The organism is Zobellella iuensis (assembly GCF_016746085.1).
Taxonomy (GTDB): domain Bacteria; phylum Pseudomonadota; class Gammaproteobacteria; order Enterobacterales; family Aeromonadaceae; genus Oceanimonas; species Oceanimonas iuensis.
In genome coordinates, this window is sequence record NZ_JAERTZ010000004.1 from 162,806 (window position 1) to 179,230 (window position 16,425).

The window sequence follows — 16,425 nt, forward strand, 5'->3', positions numbered from 1 at the left end:
CTACTCCGCGGTTATTCGTGGCCGGTATCGGTGACACGGAAGGAAGAAGGCCGGGTCAGGGCCGTGATCAGGGTGTGCAGCCAGGCTTCGAGCAGGGCCGTGCAGAACAGCAGGATGCCGGCCAGCATGGCGCTCTGGGGTATCCACAGCGGCACCCGTAAAATGCCGTAGGACACTTCATTGAAGGCCAGGCTGTCTTCCACCAGCCAGAACGTGTACCAAGCCAGGTAGCCGCACAGGGCCAGGGCCAGGCTCTGGCACCAGAGTTCGAAGAACACGCGGACCTTGGGTGACAGATGGCCGATCATCAGGGTGACCCGGATATGGCCCCCCTGCACGAAGGTGTAGGCCAGGCCGAGAAAACTGGCGCCCACCAGCAGAAAGCCGGAGGCTTCGGACAGGCCGGGGATTTCCAGCCCCAGGCTGTTCATGCCCACCGCCACCAGCAGCTTGTCGGTCAGCCGGCCCAGGATCTGGGCGGTGATCAGGCCGCATATCAGGCACAGACAGAGCACGGAGCCATAGGCGCCCAACCGGTAGAGTGGAAGGAGTCGAAATTGCATCGCGATTCACCATTACCTGCGATAGAAAAACCCCGGCAATCCCGCCGGGGAGGAAAACTCAGGGTTTGAGCTGCTGGTATTGCTCCAGGATCCGCTGGCCCTGGGGGCCGGCGAGCTTGGCCCATTCCTCGGTCATGGTCTGGCCGATTTGCTGCAGGCCCTGCTTGAGTTCGTCGCTCGGCTCGCTCACTACGATGCCGTTCTCACGCAGTGTGGCCAGGGCCTGCTCGGTTTCCTGCTTGCTCATCTCCCAGCCACGCGCTTCGGCCGCCGCCGCCGCCTCCAGCAGCGCCTGTTGGCTGGCTTCATCCAGCGCCGCGAAGGAGCGCTCGTTGACAATCACCATGTTCTTCGGCAGCCACAGCTGGGTATGGTTGAAATGCTTGAGGTAGTCCCAGGCCTTGGTATCGGCGCCGGTGGCCGGCGAGGTGATCATGGCCTCCACCCGGCCGGTGCTGAAGGCGGTGGGGATGTCCGGCACCTCCACCTGGGTCGGCACGGCGTTGCTCAGGCGGGCCAGCCGTTCGCTGGCGGTGTTGTAGGCCCGCATCTTGAGGTTGCGCAGATCGCCCACGGCGGTGATTTCCTTCTGGGTGTAGAGCCCCTGGGGCGGCCAGGGCACGGCAAACAGCAGGCGCAGGCGTTGCTTGGCCAGTTCCTCGGCAATCACCTCCCTGGAAGCCTGCCACAGGGCCCAGGCCTCGTCGTAACTGGCGGCCAGATAGGGCACCGAGTCCACGTCGTAGACGGGGTTTTCGTTGGCCAGGCGGGACATGATCAGCTCGCCCATGGGCACTATGCCGCGGCGTACCGAGTTCTTGATTTCCGCATGGCCGATCAGGGAGCCGTTGGAATGCACGGTAATCTTCAGCTCGCCCTTGGTGCGTTCGGCCACGTCCTCGGCGAAATCACGGATATTGACGGTATGGAAGGTACGGTCGCCGTAGGGGGTGGGCATGTCCCACTCGGTGGCGGCATGGGCGCCGGTGGCCAGCAGAGTGGCGGCGGTGGCCAGGGTCAGGGCGGATTTTGCGTAGGTCATAACGGTCCTCGTTCTCGTGCTGTGTGTCTCGGCGCTGGCAGGCGAGCCCTGCCACAACAACGGCACGCGCTTCCTGCGTCAGACCATCCGATTCTCCATAACAGGCATCCATCCCGCTCGATCATTGGTCCGGCTGTGACAGCCGCCCGGATCTCATAGTGGCGGTTCGGGGAACCCAGGGTCCAAGATTAGGCAACAACCGAAGGATAAGTCAACACTTTGACAAAAAATTATAAATGTTTTATTTGCATTTTATCGATAAATTATTAGATTGAAACCATGACAACCGCCGACAGAAGGAGCTGACACCATGCCCAAACTATTGTTGAACGCCGATATGGGGGAAAGCTTCGGCCCCTGGGTGATGGGCTGCGACCGGGAGGTGATGCCCTTCGTGGACCTAGCCAACGTGGCCTGCGGCTTTCACGCCTCCGATCCGGACACCATGCGCCGCACCGTGCGCCTGGCGCTGGACCACGGGGTGAAAGTGGGCGCCCACCCGGCCTACCCGGATCTGGTGGGCTTCGGCCGCCGCTCCCTGGCCTGCTCCCCCGCCGAAATCGAAAACCTGGTGCTCTACCAGCTGGGGGCGCTGGACGCCCTGTGCCGGGCCGAAGGCGGCCGGGTCACTTACGTCAAGCCCCACGGCGCCCTCTACAACGACATGATGCAGGACCCGGCCCGGCTGGAGGCGGTGATCAAGGCGGTGGCCGCCTATGACGCCACCCTGCCGCTGATGGTGATGGCCACCCGGGATCCGCAGCCGGCCCGCACCCTGGCCGCCCGGCACGGCGTTACCCTCTGGTTCGAGGCCTTCGCCGATCGCGCCTACGACGCCCAGGGCTACCTGGTCTCGCGCCGGCTGCCCGGCGCCGTGCACCAGGACTCCGCCGTGATCGTCGAGCAGGCCAGCCGCATCGCCCTGGGCCAGGCACTCACCGCCAGCGACGGCAGCCCGCTGATGCTGGCGGCCGACACCCTGTGCGTGCATGGCGACAACCCCGAGTCCATCGCCGCGGTCAAGGCCATCCGCCAGGCCCTGGATCAACTGGCATGAGCACCCTGCCCCGGCTGGAAAACGCCGGCATGGACGCCTGGCTGGTGCGGCTGTTCGACAGCATCGACGAGCGCAACATGGGCTGGATCACCGCCCTGGTGCGCGGCTGCGAACAGGCCTTCGGCGACGAGCTGGTGGATTTGGTGCCCTCCTACACCACGGTACTGGTGCAGTACGATCCCCTGCGCCTCGGGGACGACCAGGCCCGGCAAAAACTGCAGGCCCTGCTGGCCGGGCTGACCCCGGACCGGGACCATGCCGACACCCCGATCAAGGAACTGCCGGTGTGGTATCACCCCAGCGTGGGCCCGGACATGGCCCGGCTGGAGCGGCATACCGGCCTCGACGCCGAGCGGCTGATCCGGCTGCACAGCGAGCATGAGTACCGGGTATTCGCCTTAGGGTTTGCCCCCGGCTTCGCCTTTATGGGCACCCTGCCCGCCGAACTGGCGCTGCCCCGGCTCGATACCCCTCGGCCGCGGGTGCCGGCGGGCAGCGTGGCCATCGCCGGCCGCCAGACCTCCGCCTACCCACGCCCCTCCCCCGGTGGCTGGAACCTGCTCGGGCGCACCAGCGCCACCCTGTTCGACCCGCGCAGCGCAGGCCTGAGCCTGCTGCAGGTGGGGGATCGGGTGCGTTTCGTGCCGGTCGACAAGGCGACCTTCGAGCGCCTCGGCGGCGACACTTCTCCCATGGCAACAAGGTAGTTCACGATGGCACAAGGATATCTCACCATCAGCCGCCCCGGCCCGCTCAGCACCCTGCAGGACGGCGGCCGCTACGGCGTGCGCCGCCTGGGCGTGACCCAGGGCGGCCCCGCCGACCTGCACGCCTGGGCCTGGGCCAACTGGCTGCTGGGCAACCCCTGGGGCAGCACCGCGCTGGAAGTCACCCTGGGGGGGCTGGAACTCAAGGCCGGGCAGGACTGCCGGCTGGCCCTGGCCGGCCCGGACATGCAGGCCACCCTGGACGGCCGGCCCCTGCCACCCTGGCGGGCCTTCACCCTCAAGGCCGGCCAGGTGCTGAACCTCGGCATGTGCCGCCAGGGGGTGCGCGCCTACCTGGCGGTGGCCGGCGGTTTTGTTGCCGATCCCGTGCTCGGCAGCCGCGCCTGCGTGGTGCGCGACGGCCTGGGCGGCCACAAGGGCGACGGCAGCAAGCTGGCGGCCAACGACCGGCTGGCGTTCGGCGACCAGGGCGCTGCCGCCCCGGCCCGTATCCTGCCGACCGAGGCCATGCCCGACTATGCCGCCCCCGTGGTGCTGGGGCTGATCCCCGGCGCCCAGATCGCCGCCTTCACCGGCCAGAGCCTGTTCCAGGCCTTCAACCAGCCCTGGCGGGTGGACAGCCGGGCGGATCGCATGGGAGTGCGGCTGCTGGGCCCCACCCTGCACTGCCGGCTGGGCGCCATGGTGTCGGAGGGCATCAACCTGGGCGCGGTGCAGGTGCCGCCGGACGGCCAGCCCATAGTGCTGCTCAACGACCGCCAGACCATAGGCGGCTACCCCCGCCTCGGCACCCTGACGCCCCTGGCCTGCGCCCGCCTGGCCCAGTGCCCGCAGGGCACCGAGGTCAGGCTGCGGGCGGTAAGCCAGGAGCGCGCCCTGCGGGACTACTGCCGCTTCAGGGCCGGGTTTGCCTGAATTTAGGGCGCCACCTCCGGTGGCGCTTTCCCCCTTGACCTCATGATCACAGCCGGATCCGCACCCATGACGGACACCGCCGGCTTCCTACCGGTTCACAAAGGGCCAGAATTGCCACAATATCGGGCATTCAAGTACTCAACGAGCCAGATAGAAAACATCCATGAGTGAATACCAATACTACGAGTTTGCCGCCCTCGACCGGCCCCTGAGCAGCCGGCAGCAGGCCGAGCTGCGCGCCCGCTCCAGCAGGGCCACCATCACCAGCGGCAGTTTTATCAACGAGTATCACTGGGGCGACCTCAAGGGCAATCCCGTGGAATGGATGCACCGTTACTTCGACGCCCACCTCTACTCGGCCAACTGGGGACATTGCCTGCTGATGCTGAAGCTGCCGACGGACGCCCTGGACCAGGCCATGCTGGAGGCCTGCCTGCAGCCCTCGGCCGAGCACGGCCAGAGCGATGCCTTAGAGAGCAGCGTCACCGGCCGGCACTGCGTACTGACCTGGAGCTTCAACGACGAAGCCGGCGAGAACGAGCGGTTCTGGAGCCAGGATGACGGCCCCGACTGGCTGAGCCGGTTGCTGCCCCTGCGGCAGGAATTGCTGAGGGGCGATACCCGGCCCCTGTACCTCGGCTGGCTGGCCCGTCTCAGCGCCGGCGAACTGGGCGATGACGATCTCGAGCCGCCCTTGCCGCCCGGCCTGGCAACCCTGACGCCCGCCCAGCAGGCCCTGGTGGACTTCCTGGAGATCGATCCGGACTGGCTGCAGGCCGTGGCGGCGGCCAGCCCGGCCGAACCCGGGCAGGAAGAGCCGGAATACGAGCTCTGGCTGGAACAGCAGCCGCTGCCGGAACTCAGGCAGGTGGCGCGCCTGCTGCTCGAAGGCCGGGGGATGGAGGCGGAACGCGGCCTGCGCCGGCGCTTCCTCGACTGGCAACGGGGCCGCCGACCCCGGACGTCGGGCGCTCCCCGCCGCACCCTGGCCCAGATCGCCACCGGCTACGCCACCGTGCGCGAGCGGCGCCTCGAGCGCGAACGGCTCGCCCGGGCCGAGCTAGAGGCCAGATGCCTGGCCGAGCACAGGGCCCGTCTCGCCGCCCTGGCGGCGGATCCGGAGCGGGTCTGGCAGGAGATGGATACGCAGCTCAAGCGGGGCACCGGGGCCGGCTATGATCAGGCCCTGGATCTGGCCCGGGCGCTGGCGGAAGCCCTGCGCCATGCCGGCAGGGAGGAGGATTTCAAACAGGGCCTGGCCGAGCTGCAACGCCACCACGGCAAGCGCCCGGCCTGGATCACGCGGCTCAGGCAGGCCGGACTGCTGGGCTAAGCCGTCGTCCGCCAGTCCAGCTCTGCCCCGTCCTCCAGGATGAGCGACAGAAAGGAAGGAGCAATGCGGTGGGCATCGAGGATGTCCACCCGATAAGGCAGAGCCGACTGCTCGAAGGCTTCCTCCAATTGGAACAGCAGTGCCCGGGGAATTTTGTCCGGGCCGGTCAGCAGCAAATCCAGATCCGAATAGGGGCGGCTCCACTCAATCATTGCGCGCGGCCAGGGCATTCCACAGCAGGCGGGCCTGCCGGTAGGAGTGGTTCGAATAACCGAGCCTCGCCCGCGCGGCCTGCTACAGCCACCGTGCCGGATAGCTCCGCCGCCCCGTGCCGCGGTGATACACCAGCCCCATCAGCACGATCAGCAACGCCCCCAGCGCCACCGGCGACCACAGAAAGCCCCAGCCCTGGCCGCTGAGCATCACGATCAGGGGGTTGGCTCCGGCCGGCGGATGGGTGGTGCCGGTCAGCAGCATCAGGCTCACCGCCAGGCCCACCGCCAGCCCCAGCGACCAGGGGTGCACCCCGAACAAGCTCATGATCGCCAGCCCGACCAGGGTGGTCAGGAGATGGCCGAGCACGATGTTCCGGGGCTGGGCCAGCGGGCTGTCCGGCAGGCCGAAGAGGATCACCATGGTGGCGCCGAACGGAGCCATTAGCCACAGGGCCCCGTCATTGAACTGCTCCAGGCCGGCCAGCACCGAAATGCACAGCATGGCCCCCGCACCCGCCACCAGGGCAGGGCCCGCACCCGACAGGCGGGACATCACCGTATTACTCATAGACCTTCTCCAGTAAAAAAGTAGACCGAATTGTCTACCCTCAATTTAGGGTAGACATATCGGTATACCTCTGTCAACATCGACAAAAAAGGAGAGAGCCATGGACAAGCGCCAGCAGCTTATCGTCACCGCCTTCGAGCTGTTCTACCGGCACGGCATTCATGCGGTGGGCATCAACCAGATACTGCAATGCTCGGGGGTGGCGAAAAAAACCCTGTACCACCACTTTCCCGGCAAGGAGGCGCTGGTGGAAGCGGTGGTGGCCTATCGTGACCGGAACTACCTGGAATGGCTGGACGCCCGCCTCGCCCGGGCGGAAGGCGGTGTGCCTGCGGTGATCGAGGCGCTGTTCGACGCCCTGGACGACTGGTTCAACGACAGGGTCGAGCTGCTTACCGCGTTTCACGGCTGTTTTTTTATCAACACCTGCGGGGAATACGGCGATCCGGAACACCAGGTGCACCGCCGGTGCGCCCGCCACAAGGCCGCCGTTATCGCCCGCATCGCCGGCCACCTGGCTCGTTGCGGCCTGGAGCAGGAACAGGCCCTCGCCCTGGCCGACACCTTGGGGCTGCTAAAGGAAGGCGCCATAGTGCAGGCCCATGTAACGGGCGACACACAGGCGGCACTCAAGGGCAAGGCCCTGGCCGTCACCTTGGCAAGGTTGTGAACGGGGAGGTATTACGGATCTGAACTGGCACTCTTGCCAGCAGGCAGACACCGCCGTTTACTGGTGGAACGCGGGCGGGCCGCCCGCGCTCCAACATAGCGGCCGCCCGCGCCCCAGGCGTCAGCCGAACCGGCGCGACTCCCGGTTGACCTCGTCCACCTGGCCGTTCAGGGTCCAGTAGTCGTAGAGGTAGCCGAGCAGGAAGAGGCCGCCGGTGAAGAACCAGATAATGGCGGTGAGCCACTTGCCCATATAGAGCCGGTGGGCGCCGAAGATGCCGAGGAAGGTCAGCAGTATCCAGCTGACGTTGTAGTCCTTGGGGCCGACCACATAGCGGCGCTCGGCGGCGCGGTCCATGGAGGGAATCAGGAACAAGTCCACTATCCAGCCGATAAAGAACAGGCCCAGGGTAAAGAAGTAGAGGGTGCCGCTGATGGGGCGGCCGTAGTAGAAGCGGTGCGCGCCCATAAAGCCGAATATCCACAGGATATAGCCGATCACCTTGCTGTGCGTGTTGTTGACAATCACCCCTTTCCCCTCGCCCGGTATTGAAAGGGGGGATTCTACTCCCGGAGCGCCCGGGCGGCCATTCCGTTAACACAGAAGGGCGACGGCAGGCGTCGCCCCGAGCCACCCTCAGAGCCTGTTTAAGGTCTTTGCGAAACCGTCGTCATCTCCGCGAAGGCGGAGATCCATGACATATTGCACTGGACTCCCGCCTTCGCGGGAGTGACAACAGAGAACGACGAAGCGTTGGCCAAGTACAACCGGCTGCGAACACGCTTTTAGCGGCTGGCGGAGTAGCTGTTGTCCCAGTCCTTCCATACCGGCTGCAGGCCGGCGGCGGCCACCGCCCTGGCCACCTCGGCCGGGGCGCGGTCGTCGTCGATCTCGAACTGCTCCAGCTCGACGCTGGCGTCGGCGTAGCCGCCGGGCTGGGTCTTGGAGCCGGCGCTGATGCTGGTGATGCCGAGCGGGATCACCTTGTCACGGAACTGCTCCGACTCCCGGGTGGACAGGCTGAGCTCCAGCTCCTGGTCGAACAGCCGGTAGGCGCAGATCAGCTGCACCAGTTGGCGGTCGCTCATCACCGACTTGGGCTCCAGGCCGCCGGCGCAGGGCCGCAGGCGCGGGAAGGACACCGAATAGCGGGTCTGCCAGTAGTGCTTCTGCAGGTAGCGCAGGTGCGCCGCCACGTAGAAGCTGTCGGCGCGCCAGTCCTCCAGCCCGAACAGGGCGCCCAGACCGATCTTGTCGATGCCCGCCTTGCCCAGGCGGTCCGGGGTTTCCAGCCGCCAGCGGAAGTCCTTCTTCTTGCCGCGGATATGGTGCTGGTCGTAGGTCAGGTGCTGGTAGGTCTCCTGGTACACCATAACGCTGTCCAGCCCGTATTCCCGCAGTTCGGCGTATTCCTCCCGGGACAGGGGCTGCACCTCCATCATCACATAGCTGAAGTGGCGCTTGATGATCGGCAGCATCCGCTTGAAGTAGTCCAGCCCCACCTTGCCCTCGTGCTCGCCGGTCACCAGCAGCACGGTGTCGAAGCCCATGGCCTTGATCGCCAGGCATTCCCGCTCTATCTCTTCCTCCGTCAGGGTGCGCCGCTTGAGCCGGTTGCTCATGGAAAAACCGCAGTAGGTGCAGTCGTTGGCGCACAGGTTGGACAGGTAGAGCGGGATATAAAAGCCCACGGTGTTGCCGAAGCGCTGGCGGGTCAGGCGGTAGGCCTGCTGCGCCATCTGCTCCAGGTAGGGCTCGGCGGCCGGCGAGATCAGCGCCATAAAGTCGTGCAGATCCCGTTTCGGCCGGGCCAGGGCCCGCTCCACGTCCCGCGCCTGCTTGCCGTAGATGCTCAGCTTGATGTCGTCCCAGTCCAGGGACGACCAGACCTCGAAGAAGCTCATAACGCCCCCAGGAAGGCGGTGAGCGGGCTGGAGGCCTGGGCCTGGTGGCTCTGGCCGGCCAGCCCCGCTTCAAAGGCCATCCGTCCGGCTTCCACCGCCAGCCGGAAGGCCCGGCCCATGGCCACCGGATCGCCGGCCACGGCGATGGCGGTGTTCACCAGCACCGCATCGGCACCCAGCTCCATGGCGTAGGCGGCGTGGCTGGGCGCGCCTATGCCCGCATCCACCACCACCGGCACGGTGGATTGCTCGATGATGATCTCGAGGAAGTCCCGGGTCACCAGCCCCTTGTTGGAGCCGATGGGGGCGCCCAGTGGCATCACCGCCGCGCAGCCGGCTTCTTCCAGCCGCTTGCACAGCACGGGATCGGCGCCACAGTAGGGCAGCACCACAAAGCCCTCCTGCACCAGCCGCTCGGCGGCGCGCAGGGTTTCGATGGGATCGGGCAGCAGGTATTTGGGGTCCGGGTGGATCTCCAGCTTGAGCCAGTTCGTGCCCAGGGCCTCCCGCGCCAGCCGGGCGGCGAACACCGCCTCGTCGGCGTTTTTGGCGCCCGAGGTGTTGGGCAGCAGGTTGACGCCCAGCGCCAGCAGCGGCGGCAGTATGTCGTCGCTGTGGGCCTTGAGATCCACCCGCTTCAGGGCCATGGTCACCAGCTCGGAGCCACTGGATTCGAACGCCGCCTTCATGACGGCGCCATTGGCAAACTTGCCGGTGCCGGTGAACAGGCGGGAATTAAAGGTCTTGTCGGCGATGGTCAGGCTCATCTCAGCCTCCGGCGATGGCGTGGAACAGGGTGATGGTGTCGTCGGGCGCCAGGGCCTGCTCGGGCCAGCGGCCGCGGGCCACCACCTGCTGGTTGAGGGCGACCGCCACCCCGGGTTTGTCTTGCTCAAGCTCCGCCAGCAGCCGGCCCAGGGTGGTACCCTCCGCCAGCTCCAGCGCTTCGTCGTTCAGGGTTACGCGCATGATGATTCTCCACTCTCTGGGCCGCACACGGGGCAGGCCGGATCCCTGGGCACCTTGAGGCTGTGCCAGCGATGGGCCTTGGCCTCGAACAGCTTGAGTTCGCCCCAGGGCACGCTGCCGGTACCGGTTAAAAACTTGATGGCTTCCAGCGCCTGCAACAGGCCGATGGTGCCCACCACGGGGCCGATCACGCCGGCGTTGCCGCAGTTGAGCCGCTCGCTCTGCTCGGGCTGGTACAGGCAGCGGTAGCAGCCGTGATCCCGTTCCGGATTGAGCGCCAGCAGCTGGCCCTCGAAACGGATGGCGGCCCCCACCAGCAGCGGCTTGCCCCAGGCGTAACAGGCGGCGTTGATGGCCTGGCGCACCGCCATGTTGTCGGTGCAGTCCAGCACCAGATCCACCTCGGCCACGAAGTCACCCAGGGCGCGTTCGTCCAGCTTCTGGTTGACCGCGATCAGCTCCACCTCGGGGTTGAGCCTGTGCAGCCTGTCCCGGGCCACCTCGGCCTTGCTCAGCTTGAGGCTGTCGCTGTCGTACAGGGTCTGGCGCTGCAGGTTGCTCACCTCTATCTGGTCGAAGTCGGCCAGCCACAGGGTGCCCACCCCGGCCGCCGCCAGGTACTGGGCGGCGGGCGAGCCCAGGCCGCCCAGGCCGACGATCAGCACGGAGGCGTTTTTCAGCCTGAGCTGGCCGGCCTCGCCTACCTCCTCGAGCAGCAGGTGGCGGCTGTAGCGCAGGAATTCGCCGTCACTCAGCATGATCCCCCTCCACCAAGGCCAGCAGCTCGCGGGTGGCCGCATCCGGGTCCGCCGCCTCGGTGATGGCGGTGACCAGGGCGATGCTGCCCACCCCGGTTTGCGCCACCAACGGCACCCGCTCCTTGCCGATGCCGCCGATGGCCACCAGCGGGTAGTCGTCCATCAGCGCCACGTAACGGCCCAGCCGCGCCAGGCCCTGGGGCCGGGACGGCATGTCCTTGGTCTTGGTGGGGAAGATATGCCCCAGCGCCAGGTAGGAAGGCTTGAGCTCCCGGGCCCGCAGCATCTCGTAGTAGCCGTGGGTGGACAGCCCCAGTTTCAGGCCGGCGGCGCGGATGGCCTCCAGATCCGCCACTTCGATGTCTTCCTGGCCCAGGTGTACGCCGTAGGCGCCGTGGCGGATGGCCAGCCGCCAGTAATCGTTGATAAATAGCCGGGCCTGGTAGCGCCGGCCAAGCTCAACAGCGGCCTGGATATCGGCCTCCACCTCGGCATCCATCTTGTCCTTGATGCGCAGCTGCAGGGTGCGCACGCCCTGGCCGAGCAACCGCTCCAGCCAGGCCACCGAGTCCACCACCGGGTAGAGCCCCAGCCTCAGGGTATCCATGGCCGCGAAGCCGCCCCGGGGCAGGCTGCCCTCGAGCCCCAGTTGCTTGCCCAGGGCCGAGCCCGGCATCACCACGGTGGGGAAGTCCTCGCGCCGGTCGGGCCAGCCCAGGTGGGCTACCGGGCCGGCGCCCTTGCCCAGCCCTTCGGCGGCCTTGAGCCCCTGGTTGACGTAGGCCTTGGCCAGCACCAGGGCATCCTCGATCGGGTAGTCCTGGGCCACGGCGGTGGCGATGGCCGAGGCCAGGGTGCAGCCGGTGCCATGGCCGTGAACGGTGTCCAGCCGGGGGCTGGCCAGCCAGATCTCGCGTTGGCCGTCGGTGAAGTAGTCGAGCGCCTGATCCCCGCTCCAGTCCAGGTGGCCGCCCTTGACCAGCACGGCGCGCGCGCCCAGCTCCAGCAGGGCCGCGGCGCCGGCGCGCACCGCCCGGGGCGAGTCGGGCGCTATGCCCGACAGGGCCGCCAGCTCGGCGGCGTTGGGGGTGATCAGATCCACCTCGGGCAGCAGGTGCTGCTTGATGGCCGGCAGCAGGTTGGGCTCGGCCATGGCCTGGCCGGTGCTGGCGATGGCCACCGGATCCAGCACCACCCAGGGTTGCCACTGGCGCCGGTATTCCTTCAGGTAGCGGGCCAGCACCTCGGCGCGCAGGCCGCCGGGCAGCAGGCCTATCTTGATGGCCCGGGCCGGCAGATCGGTGGCCAGGGCCACCAACTGGCTGGTGAAGGCCTGCATCAGCACCGGCTCCACCATGGCCACCGTGACCGAGTTCTGGGCGGTGATGGCGGAGATCACCGAGCAGCCGTGGCCGCCCAGCGCCTGTATGGTATGCAGATCGGCCTGAATGCCGGCGCCGCCGCCCGAGTCCGAGCCGGCGACGGTCCAGACGATGGGTCGGGTCATGCTTCCTCCCGCTCCAGCTTGTCGGCCTGGTGGTAGAGCTCGCCGCCGCGCTTCTTGAACTCCTGCGACATCTGGGCCATGCCGGCGACCACGGTCTCGCTGTTGCCGTCCATGTCCACCAGTTGCACCGCGATGTTGTTCTCCAGGCTGGCGGCGTAGTCGCGCACGTCCTGGGTGATCTTCATGGAGCAGAACTTGGGTCCGCACATGGAGCAGAAGTGGGCCACCTTGCCGGATTCCTGGGGCAGGGTCTCGTCGTGGTAGGCACGGGCGGTTTCCGGATCCAGCGCCAGGTTGAACTGGTCTTCCCAGCGGAACTCGAAGCGGGCCTTGGACATGGCGTTGTCGCGGATCTGCGCGCCCGGGTGGCCCTTGGCCAGGTCGGCGGCGTGGGCGGCGATCTTGTAGGTGATCAGGCCCTGCTTGACGTCTTCCTTGTTGGGCAGGCCCAGGTGCTCCTTGGGCGTCACGTAGCACAGCATGGCGCAGCCGAACCAGCCGATCATGGCGGCGCCGATGCCGGAGGTGAAGTGGTCGTAGCCGGGGGCGATGTCGGTGGTGAGCGGGCCCAGGGTGTAGAAGGGCGCCTCGTGGCAGTGCTCCAGCTGCTCTTCCATGTTGCGCTTGATCATGTGCATGGGCACGTGGCCGGGGCCTTCGATCATCACCTGCACGTCGTATTCCCAGGCGATTTTGGTCAGCTCGCCCAGGGTGTACAGCTCGGAGAACTGGGCCTCGTCGTTGGCGTCGGCGATGGAGCCGGGGCGCATGCCGTCACCCAGCGACAGGGAGACGTCGTAGGCGGCGCAGATCTCGCAGATTTCGCGGAAGTGCTCGTAGAGGAAGTTTTCCTTGTGGTGGGACAGGCACCACTTGGCCATGATGGAGCCGCCACGGGAGACGATGCCGGTGACCCGCTTGGCGGTCATGGGCACGTAGCGCAGCAGCACGCCGGCGTGGATGGTGAAGTAGTCCACGCCCTGCTCCGCCTGCTCGATCAGGGTGTCGCGGAACACTTCCCAGGTCAGGTCCTCGGCCACGCCGTTCACCTTCTCCAGCGCCTGGTAGATGGGCACGGTGCCGATGGGCACCGGGCTGTTGCGCATGATCCATTCACGGGTTTCGTGGATGTAGCGGCCGGTGGACAGATCCATCACGGTGTCGGCGCCCCAGCGGGTGGACCACACCAGCTTCTCCACCTCTTCCTCGATGGAGGAGGTCACCGCCGAGTTGCCGATATTGGCGTTGATCTTCACCAGGAAGTTGCGGCCGATGATCATCGGCTCGGATTCCGGGTGGTTGATGTTGGCGGGAATGATGGCGCGGCCTTCGGCCACTTCCTTGCGCACGAACTCGGGGGTGATGAACTCGGGCAGGTTGGCGCCGAAGTTCTGGCCCGGGTGCTGCTTGAGCAGCAGCTCGTCCCGCACCCGCTCGCGGCCCATGTTCTCGCGGATGGCGATGTATTCCATCTCGGGGGTGATGATGCCCTTACGGGCGTAGTGCAGCTGGGTCACGCACTGGCCGAGCTTGGCCTTGCGCGGCTTGGGCAGGTGCTCAAAGCGCAGGTGATCCAGGCCGTCGTCGGCCATGCGCTGCTGGGTGAACTGGGAGGTGACGCTGTCCAGCTCCTCGGTGTCGTCGCGCTCCAGTATCCACTGGCGACGCAGTTGGGGCAGGCCCTGGCGGACGTCCAGCTCGGAGTCCGGATCGCCGTAGGGGCCGGAGGTGTCGTACACCGGCACCGGCGCGTTGGCCTCGAAAATGGGGTTTTCCTTGGTACCGCCCTTGAAGCTGTCGGCCAGGCGGATTTCGCGCATGGCCACCTTCAGATCCGGGCGCGAGCCTTCGATGTAGATACGGCCGGAGTTGGGAAAGGGTTCGCCCTTGAGGTTCTGGATGTATTCCTGGGCCTGGCTGCGTACTTCGCGACGATTCGTTTTTGACATAGCAATCTCACCTTGCGTCCATTGGTTCGTGAAAATGCTTGTCAGGAGTGTTGAGGAAGAACCGGCCGGGTGGGAAAGGGTCTTGGGGCCTGGTTCTCACTTGTTTCCCTTCGCAGGTATTAGCCTGATCAGGTTCAACGGATCCCGCTGTTCGCGGTCTCAGCCCTTGGGGGCACTCCGACAAGATGGACGTCAGTATAGCCAGAGCCGCCGGTCAAAAGCAAAGCGGTTGGATACAATTTTTGCAATCCTGTGTTAACTCTTTATCAACAAAGACATTAAAGCGGGGCACTACCCCCAGGCCAGCCCCAGGGCCAGCAGGCCGGTAAAGATCAGGGTGCCGCGGGCGGTCAGCCCCAGGGCCCGGTTCAGCGCCGGCCCCTGCTCGGTCAGCACCAGCCGGGTGGCGCCGGCCAGGGGCCAGAGCCCGAGCAGGGCCAGAAAACCCCAGCCCGCCATCAGCTGCGTTCCCGCCAGCAGGGCCGTGGCCAGCAGCAATAGCTGGTAGACCCTGGCCCGGGCCAGCCCCAGGCGCAGGGCCAGGGTGTGCTTGCCCGCCCGGCGATCCGATTCCAGATCGCGGATATTGTTGATATTGAGCACCGCCACCGACAGCAGGCCCGCCACCAGGGCGGCCCAGCCGGCGCCGGCTCCCGGCTGGTGCAGCATCAGCCAGCTGGTGCCCAGCACCGCCACCGGGCCGAAGAACACGAACACCGCCAGATCCCCCAGCCCCCGGTAGCCGTAGGGGCGCCGGCCCAGGGTGTAGCCCAGGGCCGCCAGCAGGGCCAAGGCGCCCAGCAGCAGAAAACCAAGCCAGGCGCCCCGGTCGGCGCCCAGGGCCCGGCCCAGCAGCAAGAGGCCGGACAACGCCGCCAGGCCGGCGGTCAGCCGGATGGCGGACCGCAGCTGCGCCGGGGTCGCCAGGCCCGAGGCCAGCACCCGGGCGGGGCCGGCGCGCCCCTCGGCGTCGGTGCCGCGCACCCCGTCGCCGTAGTCGTTGGCCAGGTTGGAGAGGATCTGCAGCAGCAGGGCGGTGAGCAGGGCCAGCAGCAGCACGCCGCCGTCGAAGGCACCCTCCCCGGCCGCCACCCCGGCGCCGAGCAGGATGGACGCCAGCGCCAGGGGCAGGGTCTTGGGTCGGATGGCGTTCAGCCAGGTGCTCAGGGGCATCGGCGCTCTCTTGGTCGTCAAGGAAAAAACCTATCATACCCAAGCCCCGGGCGATAAAAACAGCACTACCGTCCCCGGCGGACAGATGTTACTTTTAGTTAAAGATATTTCCGACGGCGATTAACGGGGTCACCACAAATGCATATTGCGGTTTACGGCTATGAACTTCCCCTGACCATGGCGCTCACCATCAGGGGTACCCCCCTCGGTCGCCGCCGGGGCCTTTACGTCTGCATCGACGGCCGCTGGGGCGAGGTCGCCCCCCTGCCCGGCGAGTCCCGCGAGAGCCTGGAGGACGCCCGGGACGAGCTGCTGGCCGCCTGCGCGCGGCTGGCCCAAGGCCAGCCCCACGGTGCCCGCCTGCCCTCGGTGCAATTCGGGCTGGACTGCACCCTCACCGCCATCGACGGCGAACCGGCCCCCTCACTGCCGCTGCTGGAAGGCGAGCGGGAACCCATTATCCGCGCCTGGCGCTGCCGCCGGGTTCACCCCCAGCGGGCCTGGCTGACCCTCACCGGCGAGGTGCAGCACGACGCCGGCCTGGTGCGCGAGCTGACCCTGCTGGTACCCAGCCTGCAGCTGGTGCTGGACGCGGGCGGCCGGCTGAGCGAGGAGCAGCTGGAAGGGCTGTGGCGGCGCATCGATCCCGCCCGCATCGACTGGCTGCTGGAGCCCGCCGCCGACCTGGCCGCCAGCCGGCGACTGGCGGAGCGCCACGGCTGGCCGGTGGCCTTCGATCTCGGCCGCCATGCCGCCCCCGACTATCCGCTGTTCGACCAGCTCAGGGCCCTGGTGCTCAGGCCCAGCCAGCTGGGCAGCCTGGCCCTGTGCCGGGAACTGGCCGAGGCAGCCCGGGCCCGGGGGCTGGAAGTGGTGGTGGCCGACAGCCTGGAAAGCGGCCTGGGCAACGCCCAGTTGGCCCGCCTGAGCGCCCAATGGGCGCCGGGCCAGGCGGCCATGCTGGACCGGTTGCGCTACCTGCTGGACAGGGGCGTGGACGGCAACGGCCGGCCGGACCTCGGCAGACTCACCCTGCTCCGGGAATACGGCTGACAGGCTCCGGTTGGGCACCGA

Annotated in this window: 18 protein-coding genes and 1 riboswitch; of the genes, 6 read left to right on the forward strand and 12 right to left on the reverse strand. The window is 67.2% G+C overall.

Annotated elements, in window-relative coordinates; translation table 11 throughout:
- Positions 1–11: 11 nt before the first annotated feature.
- Together JKV55_RS02540 and JKV55_RS02545 are read right to left on the reverse strand one after the other, a co-directional pair.
- Complete coding sequence (locus JKV55_RS02540; RefSeq protein WP_202082170.1) at positions 12–563, reverse strand: TRAP transporter small permease; 552 nt, start codon at positions 561–563, stop codon at positions 12–14.
- A 58-nt stretch (positions 564–621) separates the two neighbouring features.
- The gene (locus JKV55_RS02545) at positions 622–1,605 is read right to left on the reverse strand and encodes a TRAP transporter substrate-binding protein (RefSeq protein WP_202082171.1); all 984 of its coding nucleotides are present in this window, start codon (positions 1,603–1,605) and stop codon (positions 622–624) included.
- Positions 1,606–1,915: 310 nt separating this feature from the next.
- On the opposite strand from JKV55_RS02545, the gene JKV55_RS02550 reads away from it, so the two are divergent.
- The 4 genes from JKV55_RS02550 (at position 1,916) to JKV55_RS02565 (ending at position 5,638) form a co-directional block, all read left to right on the forward strand.
- Positions 1,916–2,662: a 5-oxoprolinase subunit PxpA gene (locus JKV55_RS02550; protein ID WP_202082172.1), complete on the forward strand. Its 747-nt coding sequence runs from the start codon at positions 1,916–1,918 to the stop codon at positions 2,660–2,662.
- Positions 2,659–3,369, forward strand: a complete 711-nt coding sequence (gene pxpB, locus JKV55_RS02555) for a 5-oxoprolinase subunit PxpB (RefSeq protein ID WP_202082173.1) — start codon at positions 2,659–2,661, stop codon at positions 3,367–3,369. The genes JKV55_RS02550 and pxpB overlap by 4 nt, the downstream gene beginning before the upstream one ends.
- A 6-nt stretch (positions 3,370–3,375) precedes the next feature.
- Positions 3,376–4,305: a 5-oxoprolinase subunit C family protein gene (locus JKV55_RS02560; RefSeq protein ID WP_202082174.1), complete on the forward strand. Its 930-nt coding sequence runs from the start codon at positions 3,376–3,378 to the stop codon at positions 4,303–4,305.
- Positions 4,306–4,468: 163 nt separating this feature from the next.
- Positions 4,469–5,638, forward strand: coding sequence for a hypothetical protein (locus JKV55_RS02565; protein ID WP_202082175.1), 1,170 nt, complete (start codon positions 4,469–4,471; stop codon positions 5,636–5,638).
- On the opposite strand, the gene JKV55_RS02570 is transcribed toward JKV55_RS02565, so the two are convergent.
- Both JKV55_RS02570 and JKV55_RS02575 read right to left on the reverse strand, forming a co-directional pair.
- Positions 5,635–5,850, reverse strand: coding sequence for a nucleotidyltransferase family protein (locus JKV55_RS02570; protein ID WP_202082176.1), 216 nt, complete (start codon positions 5,848–5,850; stop codon positions 5,635–5,637). The genes JKV55_RS02565 and JKV55_RS02570 overlap by 4 nt on opposite strands.
- 82 nt (positions 5,851–5,932) lie before the next feature.
- The gene (locus tag JKV55_RS02575; RefSeq protein WP_237332618.1) at positions 5,933–6,421 is read right to left on the reverse strand and encodes an HPP family protein; all 489 of its coding nucleotides are present in this window, start codon (positions 6,419–6,421) and stop codon (positions 5,933–5,935) included.
- A gap of 100 nt (positions 6,422–6,521) precedes the next feature.
- Here JKV55_RS02575 and JKV55_RS02580 point away from each other — a divergent pair, with 100 nt between their 5' ends.
- Entirely contained in the window at positions 6,522–7,091 is a 570-nt protein-coding gene (locus tag JKV55_RS02580; protein WP_202082177.1) for a TetR/AcrR family transcriptional regulator, read from the forward strand.
- Between the two features lie 120 nt (positions 7,092–7,211).
- Here the strand turns inward: JKV55_RS02580 and JKV55_RS20195 are convergent, their stop codons facing one another.
- The 8 genes from JKV55_RS20195 to menA all read right to left on the reverse strand — a co-directional run bounded on the left by JKV55_RS20195 (position 7,212) and on the right by menA (position 15,351).
- Positions 7,212–7,619: a TM2 domain-containing protein gene (locus tag JKV55_RS20195; protein WP_369409611.1), complete on the reverse strand. Its 408-nt coding sequence runs from the start codon at positions 7,617–7,619 to the stop codon at positions 7,212–7,214.
- 257 nt (positions 7,620–7,876) lie between these two features.
- Positions 7,877–8,995 (reverse strand): 2-iminoacetate synthase ThiH, encoded by a 1,119-nt coding sequence (gene thiH, locus JKV55_RS02590; protein ID WP_202082178.1) that lies wholly within the window; start codon positions 8,993–8,995, stop codon positions 7,877–7,879.
- The gene (locus JKV55_RS02595) at positions 8,992–9,762 is read right to left on the reverse strand and encodes a thiazole synthase (protein ID WP_106730380.1); all 771 of its coding nucleotides are present in this window, start codon (positions 9,760–9,762) and stop codon (positions 8,992–8,994) included. Before JKV55_RS02595 ends, thiH begins: the two co-directional genes overlap by 4 nt.
- A 1-nt stretch (position 9,763) precedes the next feature.
- Complete coding sequence (thiS, locus tag JKV55_RS02600) at positions 9,764–9,964, reverse strand: sulfur carrier protein ThiS (RefSeq protein ID WP_094041314.1); 201 nt, start codon at positions 9,962–9,964, stop codon at positions 9,764–9,766.
- A complete protein-coding gene (locus tag JKV55_RS02605) occupies positions 9,955–10,722 on the reverse strand; it encodes a HesA/MoeB/ThiF family protein (RefSeq protein WP_202082179.1) in 768 nt (255 codons plus the stop codon). Before JKV55_RS02605 ends, thiS begins: the two co-directional genes overlap by 10 nt.
- Positions 10,712–12,229: a thiamine phosphate synthase gene (gene thiE / locus JKV55_RS02610; RefSeq protein WP_202082180.1), complete on the reverse strand. Its 1,518-nt coding sequence runs from the start codon at positions 12,227–12,229 to the stop codon at positions 10,712–10,714. Before thiE ends, JKV55_RS02605 begins: the two co-directional genes overlap by 11 nt.
- Entirely contained in the window at positions 12,226–14,178 is a 1,953-nt protein-coding gene (thiC, locus tag JKV55_RS02615; RefSeq protein WP_202082181.1) for a phosphomethylpyrimidine synthase ThiC, read from the reverse strand. The genes thiE and thiC overlap by 4 nt, the downstream gene beginning before the upstream one ends.
- Positions 14,179–14,265: 87 nt before the next feature.
- A riboswitch (TPP riboswitch) is annotated at positions 14,266–14,368 on the reverse strand.
- Positions 14,369–14,469: 101 nt separating this feature from the next.
- Positions 14,470–15,351 carry a 1,4-dihydroxy-2-naphthoate octaprenyltransferase gene (gene menA, locus JKV55_RS02620; protein WP_202082182.1) on the reverse strand — a complete coding sequence of 294 codons (882 nt, stop codon included), beginning with the start codon at positions 15,349–15,351 and terminating at the stop codon, positions 14,470–14,472.
- Positions 15,352–15,489: 138 nt separating this feature from the next.
- Here menA and JKV55_RS02625 point away from each other — a divergent pair, with 138 nt between their 5' ends.
- Positions 15,490–16,404 (forward strand): o-succinylbenzoic acid (OSB) synthetase, encoded by a 915-nt coding sequence (locus tag JKV55_RS02625; protein ID WP_202082183.1) that lies wholly within the window; start codon positions 15,490–15,492, stop codon positions 16,402–16,404.
- Positions 16,405–16,425: the final 21 nt, after the last annotated feature.